General features: G+C 70.2%; 17 protein-coding genes. 7 read left to right on the forward strand and 10 right to left on the reverse strand.

What is annotated here, in order from left to right:
• The first annotated feature begins 51 nt into the window (after positions 1–51).
• The 3 genes from AB0383_RS30820 to AB0383_RS30830 all read left to right on the forward strand — a co-directional run bounded on the left by AB0383_RS30820 (position 52) and on the right by AB0383_RS30830 (position 4420).
• On the forward strand, positions 52–837 hold the full coding sequence (locus AB0383_RS30820) for a lysophospholipid acyltransferase family protein (protein WP_364178830.1): 786 nt from the start codon (positions 52–54) through the stop codon (positions 835–837).
• A 52-nt stretch (positions 838–889) separates the two neighbouring features.
• Positions 890–2275 (forward strand): dihydrolipoyl dehydrogenase, encoded by a 1386-nt coding sequence (lpdA, locus tag AB0383_RS30825; RefSeq protein WP_364178831.1) that lies wholly within the window; start codon positions 890–892, stop codon positions 2273–2275.
• A 243-nt stretch (positions 2276–2518) separates the two neighbouring features.
• Positions 2519–4420 (forward strand): S8 family serine peptidase, encoded by a 1902-nt coding sequence (locus AB0383_RS30830; RefSeq protein ID WP_366189219.1) that lies wholly within the window; start codon positions 2519–2521, stop codon positions 4418–4420.
• Positions 4421–4459: 39 nt separating this feature from the next.
• On the opposite strand, the gene AB0383_RS30835 is transcribed toward AB0383_RS30830, so the two are convergent.
• On the reverse strand, positions 4460–5092 hold the full coding sequence (locus AB0383_RS30835; protein ID WP_366189220.1) for a class I SAM-dependent methyltransferase: 633 nt from the start codon (positions 5090–5092) through the stop codon (positions 4460–4462).
• 103 nt (positions 5093–5195) lie between these two features.
• Here AB0383_RS30835 and AB0383_RS30840 point away from each other — a divergent pair, with 103 nt between their 5' ends.
• Together AB0383_RS30840 and AB0383_RS30845 are read left to right on the forward strand one after the other, a co-directional pair.
• Positions 5196–5933: an SDR family oxidoreductase gene (locus tag AB0383_RS30840; RefSeq protein ID WP_366189221.1), complete on the forward strand. Its 738-nt coding sequence runs from the start codon at positions 5196–5198 to the stop codon at positions 5931–5933.
• Positions 5934–6052: 119 nt separating this feature from the next.
• Positions 6053–6835 carry an NPP1 family protein gene (locus tag AB0383_RS30845; protein WP_366189222.1) on the forward strand — a complete coding sequence of 261 codons (783 nt, stop codon included), beginning with the start codon at positions 6053–6055 and terminating at the stop codon, positions 6833–6835.
• Positions 6836–6967: 132 nt separating this feature from the next.
• Here the strand turns inward: AB0383_RS30845 and AB0383_RS30850 are convergent, their stop codons facing one another.
• Entirely contained in the window at positions 6968–8425 is a 1458-nt protein-coding gene (locus AB0383_RS30850; RefSeq protein ID WP_364178840.1) for an ABC transporter substrate-binding protein, read from the reverse strand.
• A 133-nt stretch (positions 8426–8558) separates the two neighbouring features.
• On the opposite strand from AB0383_RS30850, the gene AB0383_RS30855 reads away from it, so the two are divergent.
• Entirely contained in the window at positions 8559–9860 is a 1302-nt protein-coding gene (locus AB0383_RS30855) for a hypothetical protein (RefSeq protein WP_366189240.1), read from the forward strand.
• A 49-nt stretch (positions 9861–9909) separates the two neighbouring features.
• Positions 9910–10482, forward strand: coding sequence for an AAA family ATPase (locus AB0383_RS30860; RefSeq protein WP_366189223.1), 573 nt, complete (start codon positions 9910–9912; stop codon positions 10480–10482).
• Between the two features lie 14 nt (positions 10483–10496).
• Here the strand turns inward: AB0383_RS30860 and AB0383_RS30865 are convergent, their stop codons facing one another.
• From AB0383_RS30865 to AB0383_RS30900, 8 genes are all read right to left on the reverse strand, one after another.
• Positions 10497–11069 carry a dihydrofolate reductase family protein gene (locus AB0383_RS30865; protein ID WP_364178844.1) on the reverse strand — a complete coding sequence of 191 codons (573 nt, stop codon included), beginning with the start codon at positions 11067–11069 and terminating at the stop codon, positions 10497–10499.
• Between the two features lie 111 nt (positions 11070–11180).
• Positions 11181–11699, reverse strand: a complete 519-nt coding sequence (locus AB0383_RS30870; RefSeq protein ID WP_364178846.1) for a hypothetical protein — start codon at positions 11697–11699, stop codon at positions 11181–11183.
• Positions 11700–11783: 84 nt separating this feature from the next.
• Complete coding sequence (locus tag AB0383_RS30875; RefSeq protein ID WP_366189224.1) at positions 11784–13373, reverse strand: glycoside hydrolase family 13 protein; 1590 nt, start codon at positions 13371–13373, stop codon at positions 11784–11786.
• 42 nt (positions 13374–13415) lie between these two features.
• Positions 13416–14294, reverse strand: a complete 879-nt coding sequence (locus tag AB0383_RS30880) for a carbohydrate ABC transporter permease (protein ID WP_364178850.1) — start codon at positions 14292–14294, stop codon at positions 13416–13418.
• Positions 14291–15256 carry a sugar ABC transporter permease gene (locus tag AB0383_RS30885; RefSeq protein WP_364178853.1) on the reverse strand — a complete coding sequence of 322 codons (966 nt, stop codon included), beginning with the start codon at positions 15254–15256 and terminating at the stop codon, positions 14291–14293. The genes AB0383_RS30880 and AB0383_RS30885 overlap by 4 nt, the downstream gene beginning before the upstream one ends.
• On the reverse strand, positions 15234–16625 hold the full coding sequence (locus tag AB0383_RS30890; RefSeq protein WP_366189225.1) for an extracellular solute-binding protein: 1392 nt from the start codon (positions 16623–16625) through the stop codon (positions 15234–15236). Before AB0383_RS30890 ends, AB0383_RS30885 begins: the two co-directional genes overlap by 23 nt.
• Positions 16626–16741: 116 nt before the next feature.
• A complete protein-coding gene (locus AB0383_RS30895; protein ID WP_364178859.1) occupies positions 16742–17749 on the reverse strand; it encodes a LacI family DNA-binding transcriptional regulator in 1008 nt (335 codons plus the stop codon).
• Positions 17750–17823: 74 nt separating this feature from the next.
• The gene (locus AB0383_RS30900) at positions 17824–18576 is read right to left on the reverse strand and encodes an IclR family transcriptional regulator C-terminal domain-containing protein (RefSeq protein WP_364178862.1); all 753 of its coding nucleotides are present in this window, start codon (positions 18574–18576) and stop codon (positions 17824–17826) included.
• Between the last annotated feature and the right edge of the window lie 2 nt (positions 18577–18578).

The following is an 18578-nucleotide window of genomic DNA, read 5'->3' on the forward strand; positions in this document are numbered from 1 at the left end:
CCGGGACCCGGGGTCACCGAGCCGAGTGTTCTTCGGCTACGAATGACGCTCATGGCCCTGCGAAACCGGTCGCGCGAACGCTGGACCCCGCTCGAGAACGAGGGGGAGCTGCTCACCTTCCGTCAGATGGAGGCCTACGGCCGGCGCTTCGCCCGCGCCGGCCGTGGTGCCTGGTACAGCTTCGCGATCGAGGTGGTCTGGCAGTTCCTCGTGCTGTTCAGCCGCTTCCGCGTGCGGGGCGCGCGCCACATCCCGGCCTCGGGCGGGGTGCTGGTGGCGTCGAACCACCTGTCGTTCGCCGACCCGACCACGCTCACGGCGTTCTGCCTCGCCGCCGGCCGCGTGCCGCGGTACCTGGCCAAGTCGAGCCTGTGGGACCTGCCGGTGGTCGGCTCGGTGATGCGGTCCGGGCAGCACATCCCGGTGTACCGCGGAGCGCCGACGGCGGCAGGCGCATACCGCGACGCCGTGAAGGCGGTGGAAGCCGGCGAGTGCGTGACGATCTTCCCGGAGGCCACGTTCTCGGGCGACCCCGGCGGCTGGCCGATGAAGGGCAAGACGGGCGTCGCGCGGATCGCGCTGGAGACCGGCGTGCCGGTGGTGCCCGTCGCGAACTGGGGCACGCACCACCTGCTGCCCGCCGGGGCCTGGTTCCCGCACGGGATCCCGCGCAAGACCGTCGAGCTCGTGGCGGGTCCGCCGGTGGACCTTTCGGATCTCCGCAACGGCGCGCCGACCCGCGAGGTGCTCGAAGAAGCGACCGCCCGGATCATGCGCGCGGTGACGGATCTGCTGGCCGGGATCCGCGGCGAAGCGCCCCCCGGCGACCGTGCGTGAGGCGAGCACCGTCACCCCGCCCCGCCAGCCGGTTCGGGGTAATTTGGATGGTATGAGTGCACACTATGACGTCGTGGTCCTGGGGGCCGGTGTCGGCGGCTACGTGGCCGCCATTCGCGCCACGCAGCTCGGTCTGAGCGCGGCGGTCGTCGAGGAGAAGTACTGGGGCGGGGTGTGCCTCAACGTCGGCTGCATCCCGTCGAAGGCGCTGCTGCGCAACGCCGAGCTGGCGCACACGGTGAAGGAAGAAGCCGCCACCTACGGCATCTCCTCCGACAGCGAGATCCGCTTCGACTACTCGGCCGCCTACGAGCGCAGCCGCAAGGTCGCGGACGGCCGCGTCAAGGGCGTGCACTTCCTGATGAAGAAGAACAAGATCACGGAGTACGACGGCCACGGCACGTTCGTCGACGACCACACCCTCGAGGTCAACGGCGAGCAGATCACCTTCGACCACTGCGTCATCGCGACCGGCGCCACGGCGCGTCTGCTGCCCGGCACTTCCCGCAGTGACCGCGTGGTCACCTACGAACAGCAGATCCTCGAGAGCGAGGTGCCCGAGAGCATCGTCATCGCGGGCGCCGGCGCGATCGGCGTGGAGTTCGCGTACGTGCTGCGCAACTACGGCGTGGACGTGACCATCGTCGAGTTCCTCGACCGGATGGTGCCGCTCGAGGACGCCGAGGTGTCGGCGGAGCTGGCCAAGCGCTACCGCAAGCTCGGCATCAAGGTGCTGACCGGCACCAAGGTCGAGGCCATCGACGACTCGGGCGCGAAAGTCCGGGTCACGGTGTCGAAGGACGGGAAGCAGGACGTGCTGGAGGCCGACAAGGTCCTGCAGGCCATCGGCTTCGCGCCCAACGTGAAGGGCTACGGCCTGGAGAACACCGGCGTCGAGCTCACCGAGCGCGGCGCCATCGCGGTGGACGGCCGCGGCCGCACCAACGTGCCCCACCTGTTCGCCATCGGCGACGTGACGGCGAAGCTCATGCTGGCGCACGCGTCGGAGTCCATGGGCATCGTCGCGGCCGAGACGATCGCCGGTGCGGAGACCATGGAGCTGGACTTCGTGATGATCCCGCGCGCGACCTACTGCCAGCCGCAGATTGCCAGCTTCGGCTGGACCGAGGCCCAGGCCCGCGACAAGGGCTACGACGTGCAGGTCACCAAGTTCCCCTTCACGGCCAACGGCAAGGCCCACGGCCTCGGCGACGCCGGCGGCTTCGTCAAGATCCTCAGCGACGCCAAGTACGGCGAGCTGCTCGGCGCGCACCTCATCGGCCCGGACGTGACCGAGCTGCTGCCCGAGCTCACGCTGGCCCAGCAGTGGGACCTGACCGTGCACGAGGTCGCCCGCAACGTCCACGCCCACCCGACCCTGGGCGAGGCGGTGAAGGAAGCGATCCACGGCCTTGCCGGACACATGATCAACTTCTGAGGTCTTCCCGCCACGACGCCGGATCGTCCACTGCGGACGGTCCGGCGTCGTTGTCCTCCGGTTCATCACCCGTCTGCCCGGAGAGCGTCCACGAGCGGGGGACGGGCCGCTACGCCGACCACCGCGTCCACGGAGTGGACACATCGGACGATTCAAACTTTTGTCGGTGTACTGCGCGGTGGTGACTCTCTAGATTCTTCTGACTACCGCCGGTGGGGCGGGCGAGGCAGGGAGAGAGAGTCGATGCGGAGATTCAGCCGGGCCGCCACTCGGTCGGTGCCGTTGGCGGTGGGGGTCGTGCTGCTGGGCGCCGGCGTGGCGAGCGCGCTGCCGTCCGCGGCCGACGTCGTCGCGCAGCGCACCGAGACCGGCATCAGCGCGTTGCAGGGCATCAAGAAGTCGCTGACGCCCGCGGAGCGCAAGCAGGACAGCCGGCTGGTGATCGAGAAGCGCCTGCGGGCCGACCATGCGCTCGCCGCGCTGCTGCCCGACTACCGCACCGGCCTGCCCGTGGCGAAGACCGGTGCGGTCTCCGTCGACATCACCGGCATTACCGGCACCACCGGGACCGCCGTGGCCCAGGCCGTGCGTGCGGCCGGCGGCACCGTCCGCTACGCCTCGCCGGACGGCGCGGTGCGAGCGGACCTGCCGCTCGCCGCCGTGGACAAGATCGCGGCGCGCGGTGATGTGGCCGCCGTCGCGCCGGCCGCGCAGGCGATGACGTGGCGTGAGCAGGACCCGCGTCGTGAGCTGGTGGCCCAGGCGGTGACGCAGGTGTCCGAAGGCGACAAGGCCCACGGCGCCGGCACCGCCCGCGCGCAGTACGGCGTGACCGGCTCCGGCATCAAGGTCTGCGTGCTGTCCGACGGCGTCAACTCCCTGTCGAAGTCGCAGGCCGCGGGTGAGCTGCCGGCCGTCGACGTGCTGGCGGGCCAGGCCGGCAGCGGCGACGAGGGCACAGCGATGCTCGAGATCGTCCACGACCTCGCGCCCGGCGCCACGCTCGGTTTCGCCACCGCGTTCACCAGCGAAGCGAGCTTCGCCGCCAACATCCGCGCCCTGCGCACCACCGGCCACTGCACCGTGATCGTCGACGACGTCGCCTACTTCGACGAGTCGCCGTTCCAGGACGCGCAGGTCGCGCAGGCCGTCAACGACGTGACCGCTGCGGGCACGCTGTACTTCTCTTCCGCCGGCAACTCCGGCAACCTCACCGACGGCACCAGCGGCTACTACGAAGGCGACTTCCGCGCCTCGGCCTCCACGCTGCCGGGCATCAGCGGCACGCCGCACGACTTCGACCCGGGCTCAGCGGTGCAGACCTCCGACCCGCTTTCGGCGGGTTCGCTCGGCAAGCCGGTCACGCTGTTCTGGTCGGACCCGTGGGGCAAGTCGGGCAACGACTACGACCTGTTCATCCTCAACGCGTCCGGCAGCGTCGTGTCCTCCAGCGACAACCCGCAGACCGGCTCGCAGAACCCGTACGAGATCGCCTCGGTGCCGACCACGGGCTCGGGCTACCGCGTGGCCGTGGTGAAGTACAGCGGCGCCGACCGGTTCCTCGCGCTCAACGTGATCCGCGGTCGGTTCGTCGCATCGGGCTCGCTCAAGGCGTTCAGCACGGCGGGCGTCACCTCGGGCCACTCGGCCGCGGCCGACGCGTTCAGCGTGGCGGCGGCCCCGGCGGCGACGGCGTTCGGCCGTCCACTCGAGACGGGCGATCCGGCGAACCCGGCCGGCCCGTTCCCGGGCCAGTTCACCGCGGCGAGCAAATGGGAACGCTTCACCTCCGACGGTGAGCGCCACCTGTTCTTCAACCCCGACGGCACCGAGGTCACTCCGGGCAACGTCTCCTCGACGGCCGGCGCCACGCGCGCCAAGCCGGACATCACCGCGGCCGACGGCGTCGCCACGTCCGTGGCCGGCTTCCAGCCGTTCTACGGCACGTCCGCGGCGGCCCCGCACGCGGCCGCCATCGCGGCGCTGCTGCTGTCGGGCAAGCCCACCGCGACACCCGCGGAGATCCGCTCGGCCTTGGTGTCGAGCGCGATCGACCTGGGCGCGCCCGGGTACGACGCCGTGACGGGCGCCGGCGTGATCATGGCGGGCCCGGCGCTGGAGGCACTGGGCGTGCCACAGAGCTAGGCGGGGTTCCGGCGGCCCTGGGCGACCGGGGCCGCCGGCTCACCTGCTCGTGATCAGCAGGTGGAAGGCGCGAGTGCCCTCGCCGATGCGTTGGTGGCGGTCCAGGCTCAGGCCCGCCTCGCCCAGCGCCGTCTCGACGTCGGCGACCGGGCGCAGCCGGAAGCCGTGTTCGGTGAACGGCATGGCTTTCATGGCTTCCGGGTCGCCGATGCCGAGCACGAACCGGCCACCTGGCGTGAGCACGCGGGCGACCTCCGCGAACGCCAGGTCGAGGTCGTCGATGAAGTACACCGTGTTCAGCGCGATCGCGGCGGCCATCGACGCGTCTTCCAGCGGCAGCGCGGTCATCGTGCCGCGGTGCAGGCGCAACCGGCCGGCGGCGATGTTCGCGGGGAACGCGGCGCGGGCCTTGGCGATCATCGTGTCGGAGATGTCGACGCCGTGCACCGTGCCGCCCGCCGCGGCGCGCAGCAGCAGGTCGAGGCCCAGGCCACCGCCGAAGCCGATGTCGAGCGCGGTCTCCCCGGGTTTCAGATCGAGTGCTTCGACAGCCGCTGTCACGTTGCCTCGGTTGGCGCGGTTCAGCAGCCGCCCGACGGCCCGGCCGGGCAGGCCGCTGGGGTGGCCGAGCTGCCGCGCCAGCCCGGCGAGCAGAGTGTCTCGTGGTCCCATTTCCGCAAGTCTGCCCCCGCGACGGCCGCGAGTCCACGACGTGGATTGTGGTGACCCGGATGGTGTGGCAGCGTGCTGGCCTGCGAGGCCGAGGAGGGGTGGGATGACGACGAAGACCGCGGTGGTCACGGGAGCAGGTTCGGGCATCGGCCGGCGGGTGGCACGGGCGTTGCTGGACGCCGGCTACCAGGTCGCGCTGGCCGGGCGCCGGGCCGAAGCGCTGGAGGAGACGGCGGACGGTGCCGAAGGTGCGCTGGTCGTGCCCACGGACGTCGCTTCGCCCGAGGCCGTCGCGGCGTTGTTCGAGGCGGTGCGCGGGCGGTGGGGCCGGCTGGATCTGCTGGTGAACAACGCCGGGATGTCGGTGGGTGGGACCGTCGCGGACCTGTCGGTGGAGCGCTGGCGCCGGACGGTCGACACGAACCTCACCGGGATGTTCCTGTGCGCGCAGCAGGCCGTGCTCCTGATGAAGGACCAGGAACCCATGGGCGGGCGGATCATCAACAACGGCTCGATCTCCGCGCACGCGCCGCGGCCCGCGAGCGTCGCCTACACCGCCACGAAACACGCCGTCACGGGGCTGACCAAGTCGATCTCCCTCGACGGCCGCGCGTGGAACGTCGCCTGTGGACAGATCGACATCGGCAACGCCGCCACGGAGATGACCGAGCGCATGTCCGGCGGCATCCCGCAGGCCGACGGCCGCGTGCTCGCCGAGCCCACCTTCGACGCGGGCCACGTGGCCGACGCGGTGCTGTACATGGCGGGGCTGCCGCTGGACGCGAATGTCCAGTTCCTGACCATCACGGCCACGACCATGCCGTTCATCGGGAGGGGCTGACCCTTCCGTACCGCCGGAGTTACCCGTTCGGGCAAGGATCTTCGAGTGGTCTGATCCATGCTGCGGTGCTGGTGTCCCGGGACCACGCTGGGCGTGCGATCACGAGAAGGGACCGCTCGATGAAGCACCGCACGTTGCGTCGGTTGGCCGTCGTACCGCTGGCGATCGCCACGGTGACATTCGGTTCGATCGCTTTCGGTTCGGCGACCGCGTGGGCCGACCCGCCCTCGGCCCTGCCGGCCGGCGCGCCCGCCGCCGACGCCAAGTGGCAGCCCGCGCTCGACTTCGACAAGGACGGTTGCTACAACACCCCGGCCATCGGACCCGACGGCACGCTCAACCCGGGCCTCGACCTCGGCGGCGCCGTGAACGGCAACTGCCACGACAAGTCCGATCTGGCCAACACCAACGTCTACTCCCGGTCCAAGTGCAACAACGGCTGGTGCGCTTACCTGTACGGGTACTACTTCGAGAAGGACCAGGTCTCCGACGGCCCCGTGTCGGCCGGCCACAAGCACGACTGGGAGCACATCGTCGTGTGGGTGCAGGACGACCAGGCGAAGTACATTTCCGTTTCCCAGCACCAGGGTTACGAGACGAAGCCCGCGTCGGAGGTCCCGTTCCAGGACAGCCACCCGAAGGCCGTGTACCACAAGGACGGCGTCACGACCCACGACTTCCGCTTCCCCAAGGCCGGCGACGGCGACGAGCCCCCCGAGAACGACGAGGGCGTGTGGCAGGTCAAGGGCCTCGTGTGCTGGGACAACTACCCCTCGGGCATCCGCGACAAACTCACCTCCGCCGACTTCGGCGACGCGACCTTCAAGCTGACGGACGACCGCTTCAACGGGACACTCGCCACCGCGAAGCCCGCCGACGTCGGTCTGGACCCGAACGCCTGATTCGGGTCAGGGAATGACTTTGTCGCGGCGGAACTCGTCGAACAGGCGGTAGAACATCTGCTCCCTTTCGAGGGGCGTGTGCCACCTGCGCGCTGATTTGTCGAGGTTCCCGCGCGGCTCGCGAAACGGTGATCAGACAGAAAGCCCGGCCAGGTCGATACCCGAGAACGCCGCCGCCGTGACGTCGTGCAGGCGGGGCGACCACACGGCGTGCCCGTGGCCCGTCCACAAAGGAGCCACCGGGAGGTCGCGCAGCAGCTGGTTCTCGGCGACCCGGTACAGCTGCCCGGCTTCCGCGGCGGTGGCCGCGGACTCCGCGGCCGCGAGGTCCTGCTCGAAGCCGGCGTCCGAGTAGCCCGAGGCGGAAGCCAGGGCCGACAGCAAGTCCGCAGGGCTGGCCGAGGCGAGATTCAAGTCCACAGTAGACGGACCGGTCGCTTGCTCGGTCGGCCGTTGGGCGGCGGTCACCGGAACCCCCAGTGCCGTGGTCAAGCCGACGGCGAGCGGGCGCGTCCACTGGCCCGCGGCGGGGTCGAAGTACACCGTGGTGGGGCCGGTGAAGCCGGACTGGCCCAGCAGTGACTTGGCGGCGGCCGCGTCGAAGGAGCAGGGGCGGCAGGTGCCGGTGCGTTCGCCGGGGGCGTCGGAGGGTGGCAGGAGGGCGTGGGCCGGGTCGACCTGGTGGGCGAGGGGCCCGGCCTCCAGTGCTGAGCGGTCGACGGCCAGGGCGAAGGCGTGGCGCACGGCGGCGTCGGCGAAGCGGGGGTCGGTCGTGGGGAAGACGAGGTAGCCGGCCTCGGGCAGGGGCCAGGTGGTGTGGCGGTCGGCGAAGTCGGTGTGCATGGCTTCGTGGCGTTCGCCGGGGACGGAGGTGACGAGGTCGAGCGAGCCGTCGCGCACGGCGTCGTACTGCTCCACCGGGTCACCCACGCGCAGGTCGACCTCGGTCGCCAGCTCGCCGGCCGGGGCGATGCGCAGGAGCGTGCCGCCGGTGCCGGGGGCCCAGTCGTCGGCGAGGCGGAAGGGGCCGTCGCCGACGGGGTGGCGGGCGAAGCCGTTCCAGTCGTGCGAAGCGAGCACGGAGGCGGGCATCGGCACGAGCCCCGGCGCCGAGAGCCACGCCGGCACCTGGCTGCTCGGACGGCCGAGCACGAGCCGGATCGTCGCCGCGTCGGGGGCCGTGATCTGCTTGGCCCGCAACGACTTCGTCAGCACCGGTGTGACCTCCCAGTTCTCGCCGGCGATGGCCCGCCACGTGTCCACATAGGACTTCGCGGTGACCGGGGTGCCGTCGTGGAACTTCAGGCCAGGGCGCAGCTTCACGGTCCACGTCACGCGGTCGGTGCTCGTGATCGACGCGGCGGCGCGCGGGGTGAGCTTGCCCGTGGCCGGGTCGTAGTCGGCGAGCGGCGTCCAGAGCGCGCCCGTGACGAAGCGCCCGGCCTGGTCGTCGACGTCGGCGGGCAGCAGCGTGCCCGGTTCCTGCAGCCCGACCGTGACGACGCCCGGGCGCGCCGGCTCGTCGGACGAACAGCCGGCGAGCGCGGACAACGCCACCACTGCGGCGGCGAGCAGGGTGGGCAGGCGCATGGTGTCTTAATACCAGTTGGAAAGAGACGAAAGGCGGTTGTGTCCGGTTGGTCACCGTCTTAGAGTGCAACGGTCACGCTGGGCGTTCTGGGAGGTTCGTGTGCGCCGCTGGTGGGTTCGATCTTGCTTGGCCCTGACCACTGTCGCCGCGACGCTGATCGCGACCGAGCTGCCCGCGGCCGCGTGCGGCGAGGACGACAAGCCCGCGGTGCAGGCCAAACACACCGCCGGTGATCCCGGCGCGGTCAAGGGCGTGCGCGCCGTCGGCAACGTGCCCGACGCGGCGGGCGCGATCTCCGCCAACTTCCTGTCCTACGGCCACCGCGACGTGATGGTGGTGTCCGGCGAGTTCGGCCTCAAGGTCTACGACCTCACCCGCAACCCCGCCGCACCGAAGGCGGTCGGGCAGCTCAGCCTGCCCGGCCTGTGGGAGACCGAGGACACGGAGGTCGACGCACAGCGCAAGCTGGTGTTCCTCTCGCGCGACCCGCGCGCGTTCGAGGGCAACACGCACACCGGCGAATCGGGCATCTACGTCGTCGACGTCTCGCGCCCGGAGAAGCCCACGATCCTCAGCTACGTGCGCGTGCCCGCCGGCCACACCACCAGCTGCGTCGACGGCTGCCGCTACCTGTGGACCGGCGGCCCTGCGAAGGCCGACGACCAGCCGGCCGACTGGGGCGGGCGCCCGATCTGGGTCACCGACGTGCGCGACCCGCGCCACCCTGTCGTGCACCCCGACCCCATCGAGCTCGCCCGCAACGACGGCCAGACCGACTACGTCCACGACGTCCAGGTCGACTCCGCGGGCGTCGCGTGGGTGTCGGGCCGCGGCGGCGTCCGCGGCTACTGGACCAGCGGCCTGCACCGCGACCCCGTCCGCGGCGGCGTGCATCGCGCCACCGCGCTGGAGCCCATCCCGTACGCCGGGGGCGGCGTCGACGAGACCGCCGCGCCGTCGAAGTTGCTGCACAACAGCTTCCACCCGGTCGGCCCCCGCGACGCCGGCGCTTGGCGCGGCCACGACCTCGTGTACGCCACCGAGGAGAACTTCCTCGACGGCTGCGCGGGCGACGGCGTGCTCACCATCTCGTCCCTGGCCGGTTCGTACCACGGCGAAGGCTGGCGTTCGACCGCGACGGACCCCTTCCGGCTGCAGAGCATCGGCACCTGGAGCGTCGCGGGCCAGGAAGGCAGCGACCCCGCCTCCGACGACTGCTCCGCCCACTACTTCGACCTGCGCGACCACGTGCTCGTCCAGTCCTTCTACTCCCAGGGCACGCGCTTCCTCGACGTCAGCGACCCGACCAACCCGCGCCAGATCGCCTACTTCCGCCCGGCGGACGCGAGCTCGTGGGCGCCGTACTGGCACGACGGGTACGTGTATGTGGCAGACAACGTGCGTGGGGTGGATGTGCTGAAGCTGACTGCCTGAGGCCTGGTCGGTCGGGAGATCGATCGGCGCCGTTGACTACAGTTCGATCATGGAGACAGAGGCGCGTGGCCGGGTCATTCTCCTCAACGGCCCGTCGAGCTCGGGGAAGTCGAGCATCGGGCAGGCACTGCTCGCGGTCCTGCCCGATCCCTGGTTCCACGTCCCCGTCGACGGGATCAACGGGATGCGGTCGACGCGCTACACCCGTGCGCTCGACGACGCCGGAGTGCAGGAGATGCTGCGACGAACCCGGCGGGGTTACCACCGCGCCGTCGCAGCCCTCGCGTCCACGGGGAACGACGTGGTCATGGACTACCTGCTCAGCGAGCCGTGGCGCCTCGACGACCTCCTCGTCGTCCTCGACGGCTACGACGTCACCCTGGTCGACGTCCACTGCGCGCTGGAGGAACTCGCCCGGCGGGAGCGCTCGCGCGGTGACCGGCCGCACGGACTCGCCGCCTCGCAGACGCTGATCTACTCCCACCGGGACAACGACCTCGTCGTGGACACCACTGCCCGCACGGCGGCTGACTGCGCCCGCGCGATCGCCGGCCGCCTCGACGCGATCGGGCGGCCGAAAGCGTTCGAACGCCTTCGCGCCGCCCGCGCACGAACAAGCTGATCGCCTGAGTCCGCTCACGGATGCCGCGTGGGCCGGTAGATCAGTTCCTGCGTGTGGCCGTCCAAGGTGCGGCTTTCGAGGAGCTCCAGGTCGAAGTCCTCGGCCCCCTCGAAGATGCGGGCGGCGCCGGTGCGGCCGGTGAGCACGGGGAAGACCGTGAGCTGCACGCGGTCGACCAGGCCGGCGGCCATCAGGGCGCGGTTCATCGCCAGGCTGCCGTGCGAGCGCAGCGGGGCGTCGGACTCCTTCTTGAGGCGCGCGACGACGTCGAGGGCGTCGCCGGCAGCCACGGTCGCGTCGGGCCAGTCCAAGGGGCCGCGCAGGGTGGTGGAGATGACGGTGGCCGGCAGCTTCCGCATCCGGGCGACCCAGGGGTCGAGGTTCTCCACGCCGAACTCGGCGAACATCTCCGCGTTGTCCGTGAACGTGGTCTTCCCGAACACCATCCGCTGCCCCTCGCCGTACAGCTCGAGGCGGCGCGCCAGCAGCTCCGGGCCCTGCTTGCCCCAGTAGCCACCCCAGTCGCCGGTGTGGGAGCCGTAGCCGTCGAGGCTGGAGAAGACGTCGAAGGTGTAGGTGGCGGTCATGGTGTGCTCCTTGCGTGAGGTTCGGGGCCGGGCGGCCCCTCACCCTGCCTACGAATCCGCTCGACGCCGATCGACACCGGCGCCGGAAAAATCTCCGGCGACCCGCGACGATCAGGTGTCCGTGTGCCACGCGATGGTGGCGCAGGGGGAGAGCTCGGCGCGGGTCGCGGCGTCGCGGAGTGCGGTGGTGTCGCGGCGGGCGTCGGTTTCGGCGGCGTAGACGGAGAGGGCCGCGGCGCTGTCCGAGTGAGCGGATTCCGGAAGGCCCGGGCTATCCACGTACGGGTCGTGCCACGTGTCGCGGAGTTTGCCCAGGGTGGTCGCGGCCGCGGCCCACTTGGCCTGGAAGTCCGAGTACCGCGAGCGGTCGGCCGCGGCGGCCAGCACGCTGCCCAGGCGCCGCTGGGCGTCCTGGGCCGCGGCGAGCTGCGTGTCGAGCATGGGCACGATGTGGGTCGCGTCGTCCAGGTCCTTCAGCGACGGCAGCGGGCCGACCTTGGCGCCGACATCCGCGCAGATGCTGTCGAGCTGAGCGGCGGTCGTGAGCGGAGGGGCCGAGGTCGGCGAGGCCGAGCACCCGGCGAGGACCAGCAAGCCGAGCGCCACTGTCGGGATGCGTTTGTCGATCACAGCACGGACGTTAGCCATGCTCGATGGGGACCGGTCCCGGCTGACGGCGGTGGAGGGCGCCCCCGTGACGCCCTCCACCGCCGGTCAGGACCGTAGCCACACGGCAGTGTCCGTCGGAATCTCCGTCGTGACCGGACCGCTCGCCAGCAAAATCTCCCCGGCCGGCAACGGAACCGCCGCGGCGGAGAAGTTCAGCACGAACGTGAACCCCGGCTCCCGTGTGAACGCCAGCACGCCGTCACCGAGCGGAAGCCACTCCAGCGCACCCGCGCCGAGCGCCGCCTGCTCCGTGCGGATCCGCAGGCCGTCGCGGTACAACGACAGCATCGACGCCGGGTCCGCGGCCTCCGCGGAAGCCGTGTATTCGGCCCACGATGACGGCTGCGGCAGCCACGGCGTCCCCGTGCCGAAGCCGAACGGTGCGGCAGGACCCGACCACGGCAGCGGCACCCGGCACCCGTCCCGGCCCGGGTCCGCGCCGTCGGTCCGCGCCCACACCGGGTCCTGCCGCAGCTCCGAAGGGAGGTCCTCGACCTCCCACAACCCCAGCTCTTCGCCCTGGTACACGTACACGCCGCCGGGCAGCGCCAAAGTCAGCAGCGCCGCCGCCCGCGCTCGGCGGGTGCCCAGGGCGAGCGAAACCGGCGAGCCGTGCAGCCGATCCGCGAACGAGAAACCCGTGTCGCCGGAGCGGCCGTACCGCGTGACGTGCCGCGTCACGTCGTGGTTGGACAGCACCCACGCCGCGGGCGCGCCGACCTCGTCGTGGGCCCGCAGCGTGCGCGAGATGACGTCGCGGAAGCGCGAGACGTCCCACGGGCACACCAGGAAGTCGAAGTTGAACGCCGAGTGCAGCTCGTCGTGGCGCAGGTAGCGCGCGGCGCGGGACATGTCGGGCAGCCACATCTCGCCGACGAGCACGCGTTCGCCCGCGTAGGAATCGGCGATCTTGCGCCACGACCGGTAGATCTCGTGCAGCCCCTCCTGGTCGGAGAACGGTGTCTCGTCCCCGTCCTCGACGTCGGGCAGCGCGGGGTCCTTCATGAGCCCGTCGGCGACGTCGATGCGGAAGCCGTCGACGCCGCGGTCGAACCAGAACCGCAGCACGTCCTCGAACTCCGCGCGGATGTCGGCGTTGTCCCAGTTGAAGTCGGGTTGGCGCGAGCTGTACAGGTGCAGGTACCACTCCCCGTCCTCGACGCGGGTCCACGCGGGCCCGCCGAAGCGAGACTTCCAGTTGTTCGGCGGCTCCGAGCCGTCGGCGCCGCGGCCCGGGCGGAACCAGAACCGCTCGCGCTCGACCGATCCCGGCCCGGCGGCGAGTGCCGCCTGGAACCACCGGTGCTCGTCGGAGCAGTGGTTCGGCACGATGTCGATGATCACGCGGATGCCGCGCTCGTGCGCTTCGGCAATGAGCGCCTCGGCCTCGGCGAGGGTGCCGAAAAGCGGTTCGATGTCACGGAAGTCGGCCACGTCGTAGCCGCCGTCGTCCATGGGCGACGGGTACCACGGCGTGAACCAGATGGCGTCCACACCCAGCTCCGCCAGGTGGTCCAGTTTGGACCGGACGCCGGCGAGGTCGCCGATGCCGTCGCCGTTTCCGTCGGCGAAGCTGCGGATGTAGACCTGGTAGATGGCCGCGCTGCGCCACCAAGCCGAAGACAGTTCGGTCACTGCGTAGTCCTCCCAGCGTCGTTTGTGTACACAGTCGGTGTGTCAGCCCTTGATCGAACCGGCCGTGAGGCCGGCGAGGATCTGCCGCTGGAACACGAGGAACAACACGATCATCGGCACGCTCGCCAGCACCATCCCCGCCACCAGCAGGTTCAGTGGCATGTCGATGGCCACCCGCTGCAGCATTACGCTCAGCGTCTGCCTGCCGGTGTCCGGGAACATCAGCAACGGCCAGATGAAGTCCTTCCACGCGGCCACGATCGTGAGGATCGAGACCACGGCGAGGATCGGCCGCGAGATGGGCAGGATGATCGTCCACAATGTTCGCACCGGACCGGCGCCGTCGAGGCGCGCGGCTTCGATGAGCTCGTCCGGGATCTGGTCGAAGAACCGTTTCAGCAGATAGATGTTGAACGCGTTGGCCGCCGCGGGCAGCCAGATCGCGGCGGGTGAGTTGATGAGGTTCAAGTGCAGCAGCGGCAAGTCCGTCACCGTCACGTACGTCGGCACCAGCAATGCCGCGGCCGGCAGCATGAGCGTGGCGAGCATCAGTCCCAGAACGACGTTGCCGAACTTGGGCCGCAGCTTCGACAGCGCGAACGCCGCCGGCACGTCCACCGCCAGCTGCACCAGCCACGCGCCGCCCGCCACGACCACCGTGTTGAGGAAGTACTTTCCGAGGTCCATTTGGTCCCAGGCCTCGGAAAACGACTCCGGATGCCACTCGTGCGGCACGATCGTCGCCGGAGTCGCCGCCAGCTCCGCCGGTGACTTCATCGCCCCCGTCACCGCCCAGTACAACGGAAACAGGAACGCCAAGGTGAACAAGGCGAACGTGCACACGAACACGATCACGTAGACGGTTTTTCCGCCCGGTGTACGCAGTTGCGAAGGCGAGACCAGCGTCCGTGCGGCTGTCATTCCACCCTCCTCGTGAGACGCACGTACATCGCCGAGAACACGCCCAGCGCCACGAACAGCAGCAGGCTCATCGCGCTGGCCGAGCCGAAGTCGTTGTAGACGAAGGCGTAGCGGTACAGCAGCAGGAGCACGGTCACGGTCGAGTCGTCCGGGCCACCGCCGGTCATCACGTACGGCTCGGTGAACACCTGCATCGTCGCGACGATCTGCAACAGCAGCAGCACCAGCAGCACGAACCGCGTCTGCGGGAAGGTCACGTGCCGCAGCCTCCGCCACATCCCGGCGCCGTCGAGCTCCGCGGCCTCGTACAGCTCACCCGGGATCGTCTGCAGCGCCGCCAGGTAGATCAGCGTGGTGCTACCCATGTTGGCCCAGGTGGACACGAACACCAGCGACAGCATCGCGGTCGTCGAAGAGTCGAGCCATTGCAGACCGGGCAGGCCGACCGCGTTCAGCGCCGAGTTGAACAGCCCGGGACCCGGGTCGTAGAACCACTTCCACATCAGCGCGGTGACCACCGGCGGGAGCATCACCGGCAGGTAGACCGCGAGCCGGAAGTACGCCCGCGCGTGGCGCAGCTCGTTGAGCAGCACGGCCGCCAGGAACGGAACGAGGAACCCGAAGACGAGCGCGAACCCGGTGAACAGCAACGTGTTGCGCCACGCGACCCCGAACAGCGGGTCGGCGAACAGGCGCGCGAAGTTGTCGAACCCGACCCACGTCGGCGGGTTCACGAAGTCGACCTGCTGGAAGCTCAGCAGCACCCCGCGCACGATGGGGTACCAGGAGAACATCGCGAACACCACGAGCGCGGCGCACAACAGCGTGTACGCGGTGAGGTTCTCGCGCAGGCGCCGCTTGAGCCGGGCGCGCCGGCGTTCGGCGGCCGAGGCGGCAGGCCGACCGGCCCGCGGGGTGACCGCGGGCCAGTCGAGCACGTTACCTGACCTGGGCGAGGACACTGTTGACCTTCGACTGCGCCGAGCCGAGCAGCTGGTCGATGTTCGCGTTGCGGTCGGTGAGCACGGCCTGCATCACGCTGTCGAGCGCGGCGTAGATCTGCTGCGCGTTCGGCGGCTCGATGCTGCCCTTGATCTTGTCCGCGGCGTCCACGTAGGACTGGTAGTTCTCCGCGGGCACGTTGGCGTACTTCTTCTTCACGGCCAGCTGCTGGTCGCGCACCGCGCCCTGCCAGATGTCGGGCGTCGGCTCGGTGGGCAGGCCCACGGGCTGCTTGCCGTCGACGTACTGCTTCACGTGCTTGTCGAAGCGGTCGGGATTGAGGTATTTCCACTGGATCCACTCGAGGCCGGCCTTGATCTTCGCGGCCGACGCCTTCGGGTTGATCATGTATCCCTCGCCGCCAAGGAGGGTGCCCTTCGTGCCGGGCATGCCGGCGATGCCGTAGTCCTCGTACTTGCCGTTGAACTGCTTCACCAGCACCGGCACGTTGTCCGGCGCGGCCATGTACATGCCGAGCTGGCCGGCGCCCATCATGCGCTGCACGTCGACGTCCTGCAGCAGCTGTTTGCTGCCCATGGAGTTGTCGTCCCAGCGCATGGCGTGCAGGTAGTTCAGCGCGGCACGGCCCTTGTCGTTGTCGAAGTCGGCGACCCACTTGTCGCCTTCCTTACGGGCGATGTCGCCGCCCATCGAGTACAGCCAGCCCGTCATGTGCCAGCCGCCCTGGTTGTTCTTGCTGTAGTCGGCGTAGCCGACGACCCCGTTGCCCAGCGCGGAGATCTGCTTCGCGTCGGCCCGCACCTCGTCCCAGGTCGCGGGCGGCTTGTCCGGGTCGAGCCCGGCCTGCTGGAACAGCTTGCGGTTGTAGACGAGCCCCATGGTGTAGTTCGCCGTCGGGAGGCCGTAAAGCTTGCCGCTCGCGTCCCGGAAGTTGTCCAGGAGTTGCGGCTGGATGTCGTTCACATGCGGCACGCTCTTCGCCGCTTCCGTGATGTCGGCGGCCTGGTGGCGGGCGATGATCTGCGCCGGGTCGGTGAAGTACACGTAGTACACGTCTTCGAGCTGGCCGCCGGCGAGCTTGGCCGAGAACGTCTTGGGGTCCATGAACCCCTCGTGGGGCACGATGTCGATGTCCGGGTGCGAAGCCTCGAACTCGGCGACGTCGGCGTCGAACACCTTGCGCTCGAACGGCTGCGTGGTCGGCGGCTGCCCGGTGACGGTGATCTGGACCTTTCCGCCGGCATCTCCGCCCTCGGAGCCGGAGCCGCAGGCGGCGAGGCTCACAGCCAGGCCGCCCGCGGTGAGCAGGGCGATCACGGTTCTGGGGGTGCGGCTGGACCTCGCTGCTCGGGACCAGGGACTGCTCATCTCAAGCCTCTTTTCGCGGTCGCGACGGCTGTGTCGTGATGGCCGTCACTCTAAAGTGTGAGACCAGAACGCCGCAATAACCCGACGAGGATTTGCAAGTTACGAACAGAACGTGATCATCCCCGATACCGCGCGGTCGACCCCCTCACCACGAGTTCGGGGGCGAACAGCAGCTCCTCGGCCGCGACCTCGCCGCCGTTGATCCGCTTCACGAGCAGCTCCACCACCGCGCGGCCCATCGCCTCGATCGGCTGGCGCGTGGTCGTGAGCGGCGGATCGGTGCAGTTCATGAGCGCGGAGTCGTCGTAGCCGACCACCGAGATGTCCTCCGGTACCGACAGTCCTTGCCGGCGCGCGGCGCGGATCGCGCCGAGTGCCAGCAGGTCGCTCGCGCACAGCACGGCGGTGGCCCCGCGCGGGTAGAGGCGCGCGGCCGCGGCGTGCCCGCCCTCGATGGAGAACATGCCGTGCTCCACCAGCTCGTCGAGCACGGGCAGGCCGAGTTTCGCCGCGTACGAGCGGAAAGCCGCGAGCTTGCGCTGCGACGGCACGTGGTCGGCCGGGCCCAGGACCAGGCTGATCTTCTCGTGGCCGAGGGAGCTCAGATGCCCCACGACCTGCTCCACGGCCACCGCGTCGTCGCACGAGACCTGCGGCAGCCCGAGGTGGTCGACGGCGGCGTTGATCAGCACCGTCGGCAGCTTGCGTTCCACGAGGTGGTGGTAGTGGGTGTGCACGGCGTCGGCCTGGGCGAACAGCCCACCGGCGAACACCACCCCGGACACCTGCTGCTGCAGGAGCAGCTCCACGTACTCGGCTTCGGACACCCCGCCGGCGGTGCGCGTGCACAGCACGGGCGTGAACCCCTGCTGAGCCAGCGCGTTGCCCATGATCTCGGCCAGCGCGGGGAAGATCGGGTTCTGCAGCTCGGGCAGCACGAGCCCCACCAGGCGGGCCCGTTCCCCGCGCAGCTGGGTGGGGCGTTCGTAGCCCATCACGTCCAGCGCGGTGAGAACGGCGGCCCGGGTACTCGCGGAAACCCCGGGCCGGCCGTTGAGCACCCGGCTGACCGTGGCTTCGCTGACCCCCACCTGTCGGGCCACTTCGGCAAGTCGACGCGTCATGGCTGAAACTTTACTGCAATGGCTCGCAAAATCTCGACTTCAGGGTGAGAGTGGGCCGATACGCTGAGCCACTGCTACAGCTTGCGGCCCAGCTGCTCCGCCTGGTCGCGCAGCACCGGCAGGAACTCGTCGCGCAGCTGGGCCATCGAGATGCGGCCGGCGGTGGCACTCACCGACATCGCGGCGACGGTGCGGCCGCGCGAGTCGAGCACGGGCACGCCGAGCGAGCGCAGGCCGTACTCCAGCTCCTCGTCGGTGAACGCCGCGCCGTCGGCGCGCACGAGGTCCACCCGCCGGCGGATCTCGGCGGCGGTCACCGGCGTTTTCGGGGTTCTGGGGTGGAATTCGGTGCGCTCGAGGTAGGCCGTCAAGTCCTCCGTGGACAGTGCGGACAGGAGCACGTGCCCGGTCGCCGACGTGTACGCCGGCACGCTCGCGCCGATGCGCACGCCGGTGTTGACGATCCGCTTCACCTCGCTGCGCGCGATGAACAGCGCCTCGTCGTTCTGCAGCACCGCCAGCGATGCCGACTCCTGCACGTGCTCGCGCACCGCCGCCAGATGTGGCTGCGCGAGCTGCGGCAGCGCCGTCGACTCGACGTACGCGTCGCCCAGGCGCAACAGGCGCGGGGTGGGCAGGAAGTGCTTGCCGTCGTGGGTGAGGTACCCGAGGTCGACGAGCGTGAGCAGGCAGCGGCGGGCCACGGCGCGGTTGAGGCCGGTGAGGCGCGCCGCGTCGCTGATCGCGAGCTTCGGCGTCGCCTCTCCGAACAGTTCCAGGATCGCCAATCCCTTGGCCAAACCGGCCATTCCTTCGGCTGCGGGCACGA

The organism is Amycolatopsis sp. NPDC051373 (genome assembly GCF_040689465.1).
Lineage (GTDB): Bacteria > Actinomycetota > Actinomycetes > Mycobacteriales > Pseudonocardiaceae > Amycolatopsis.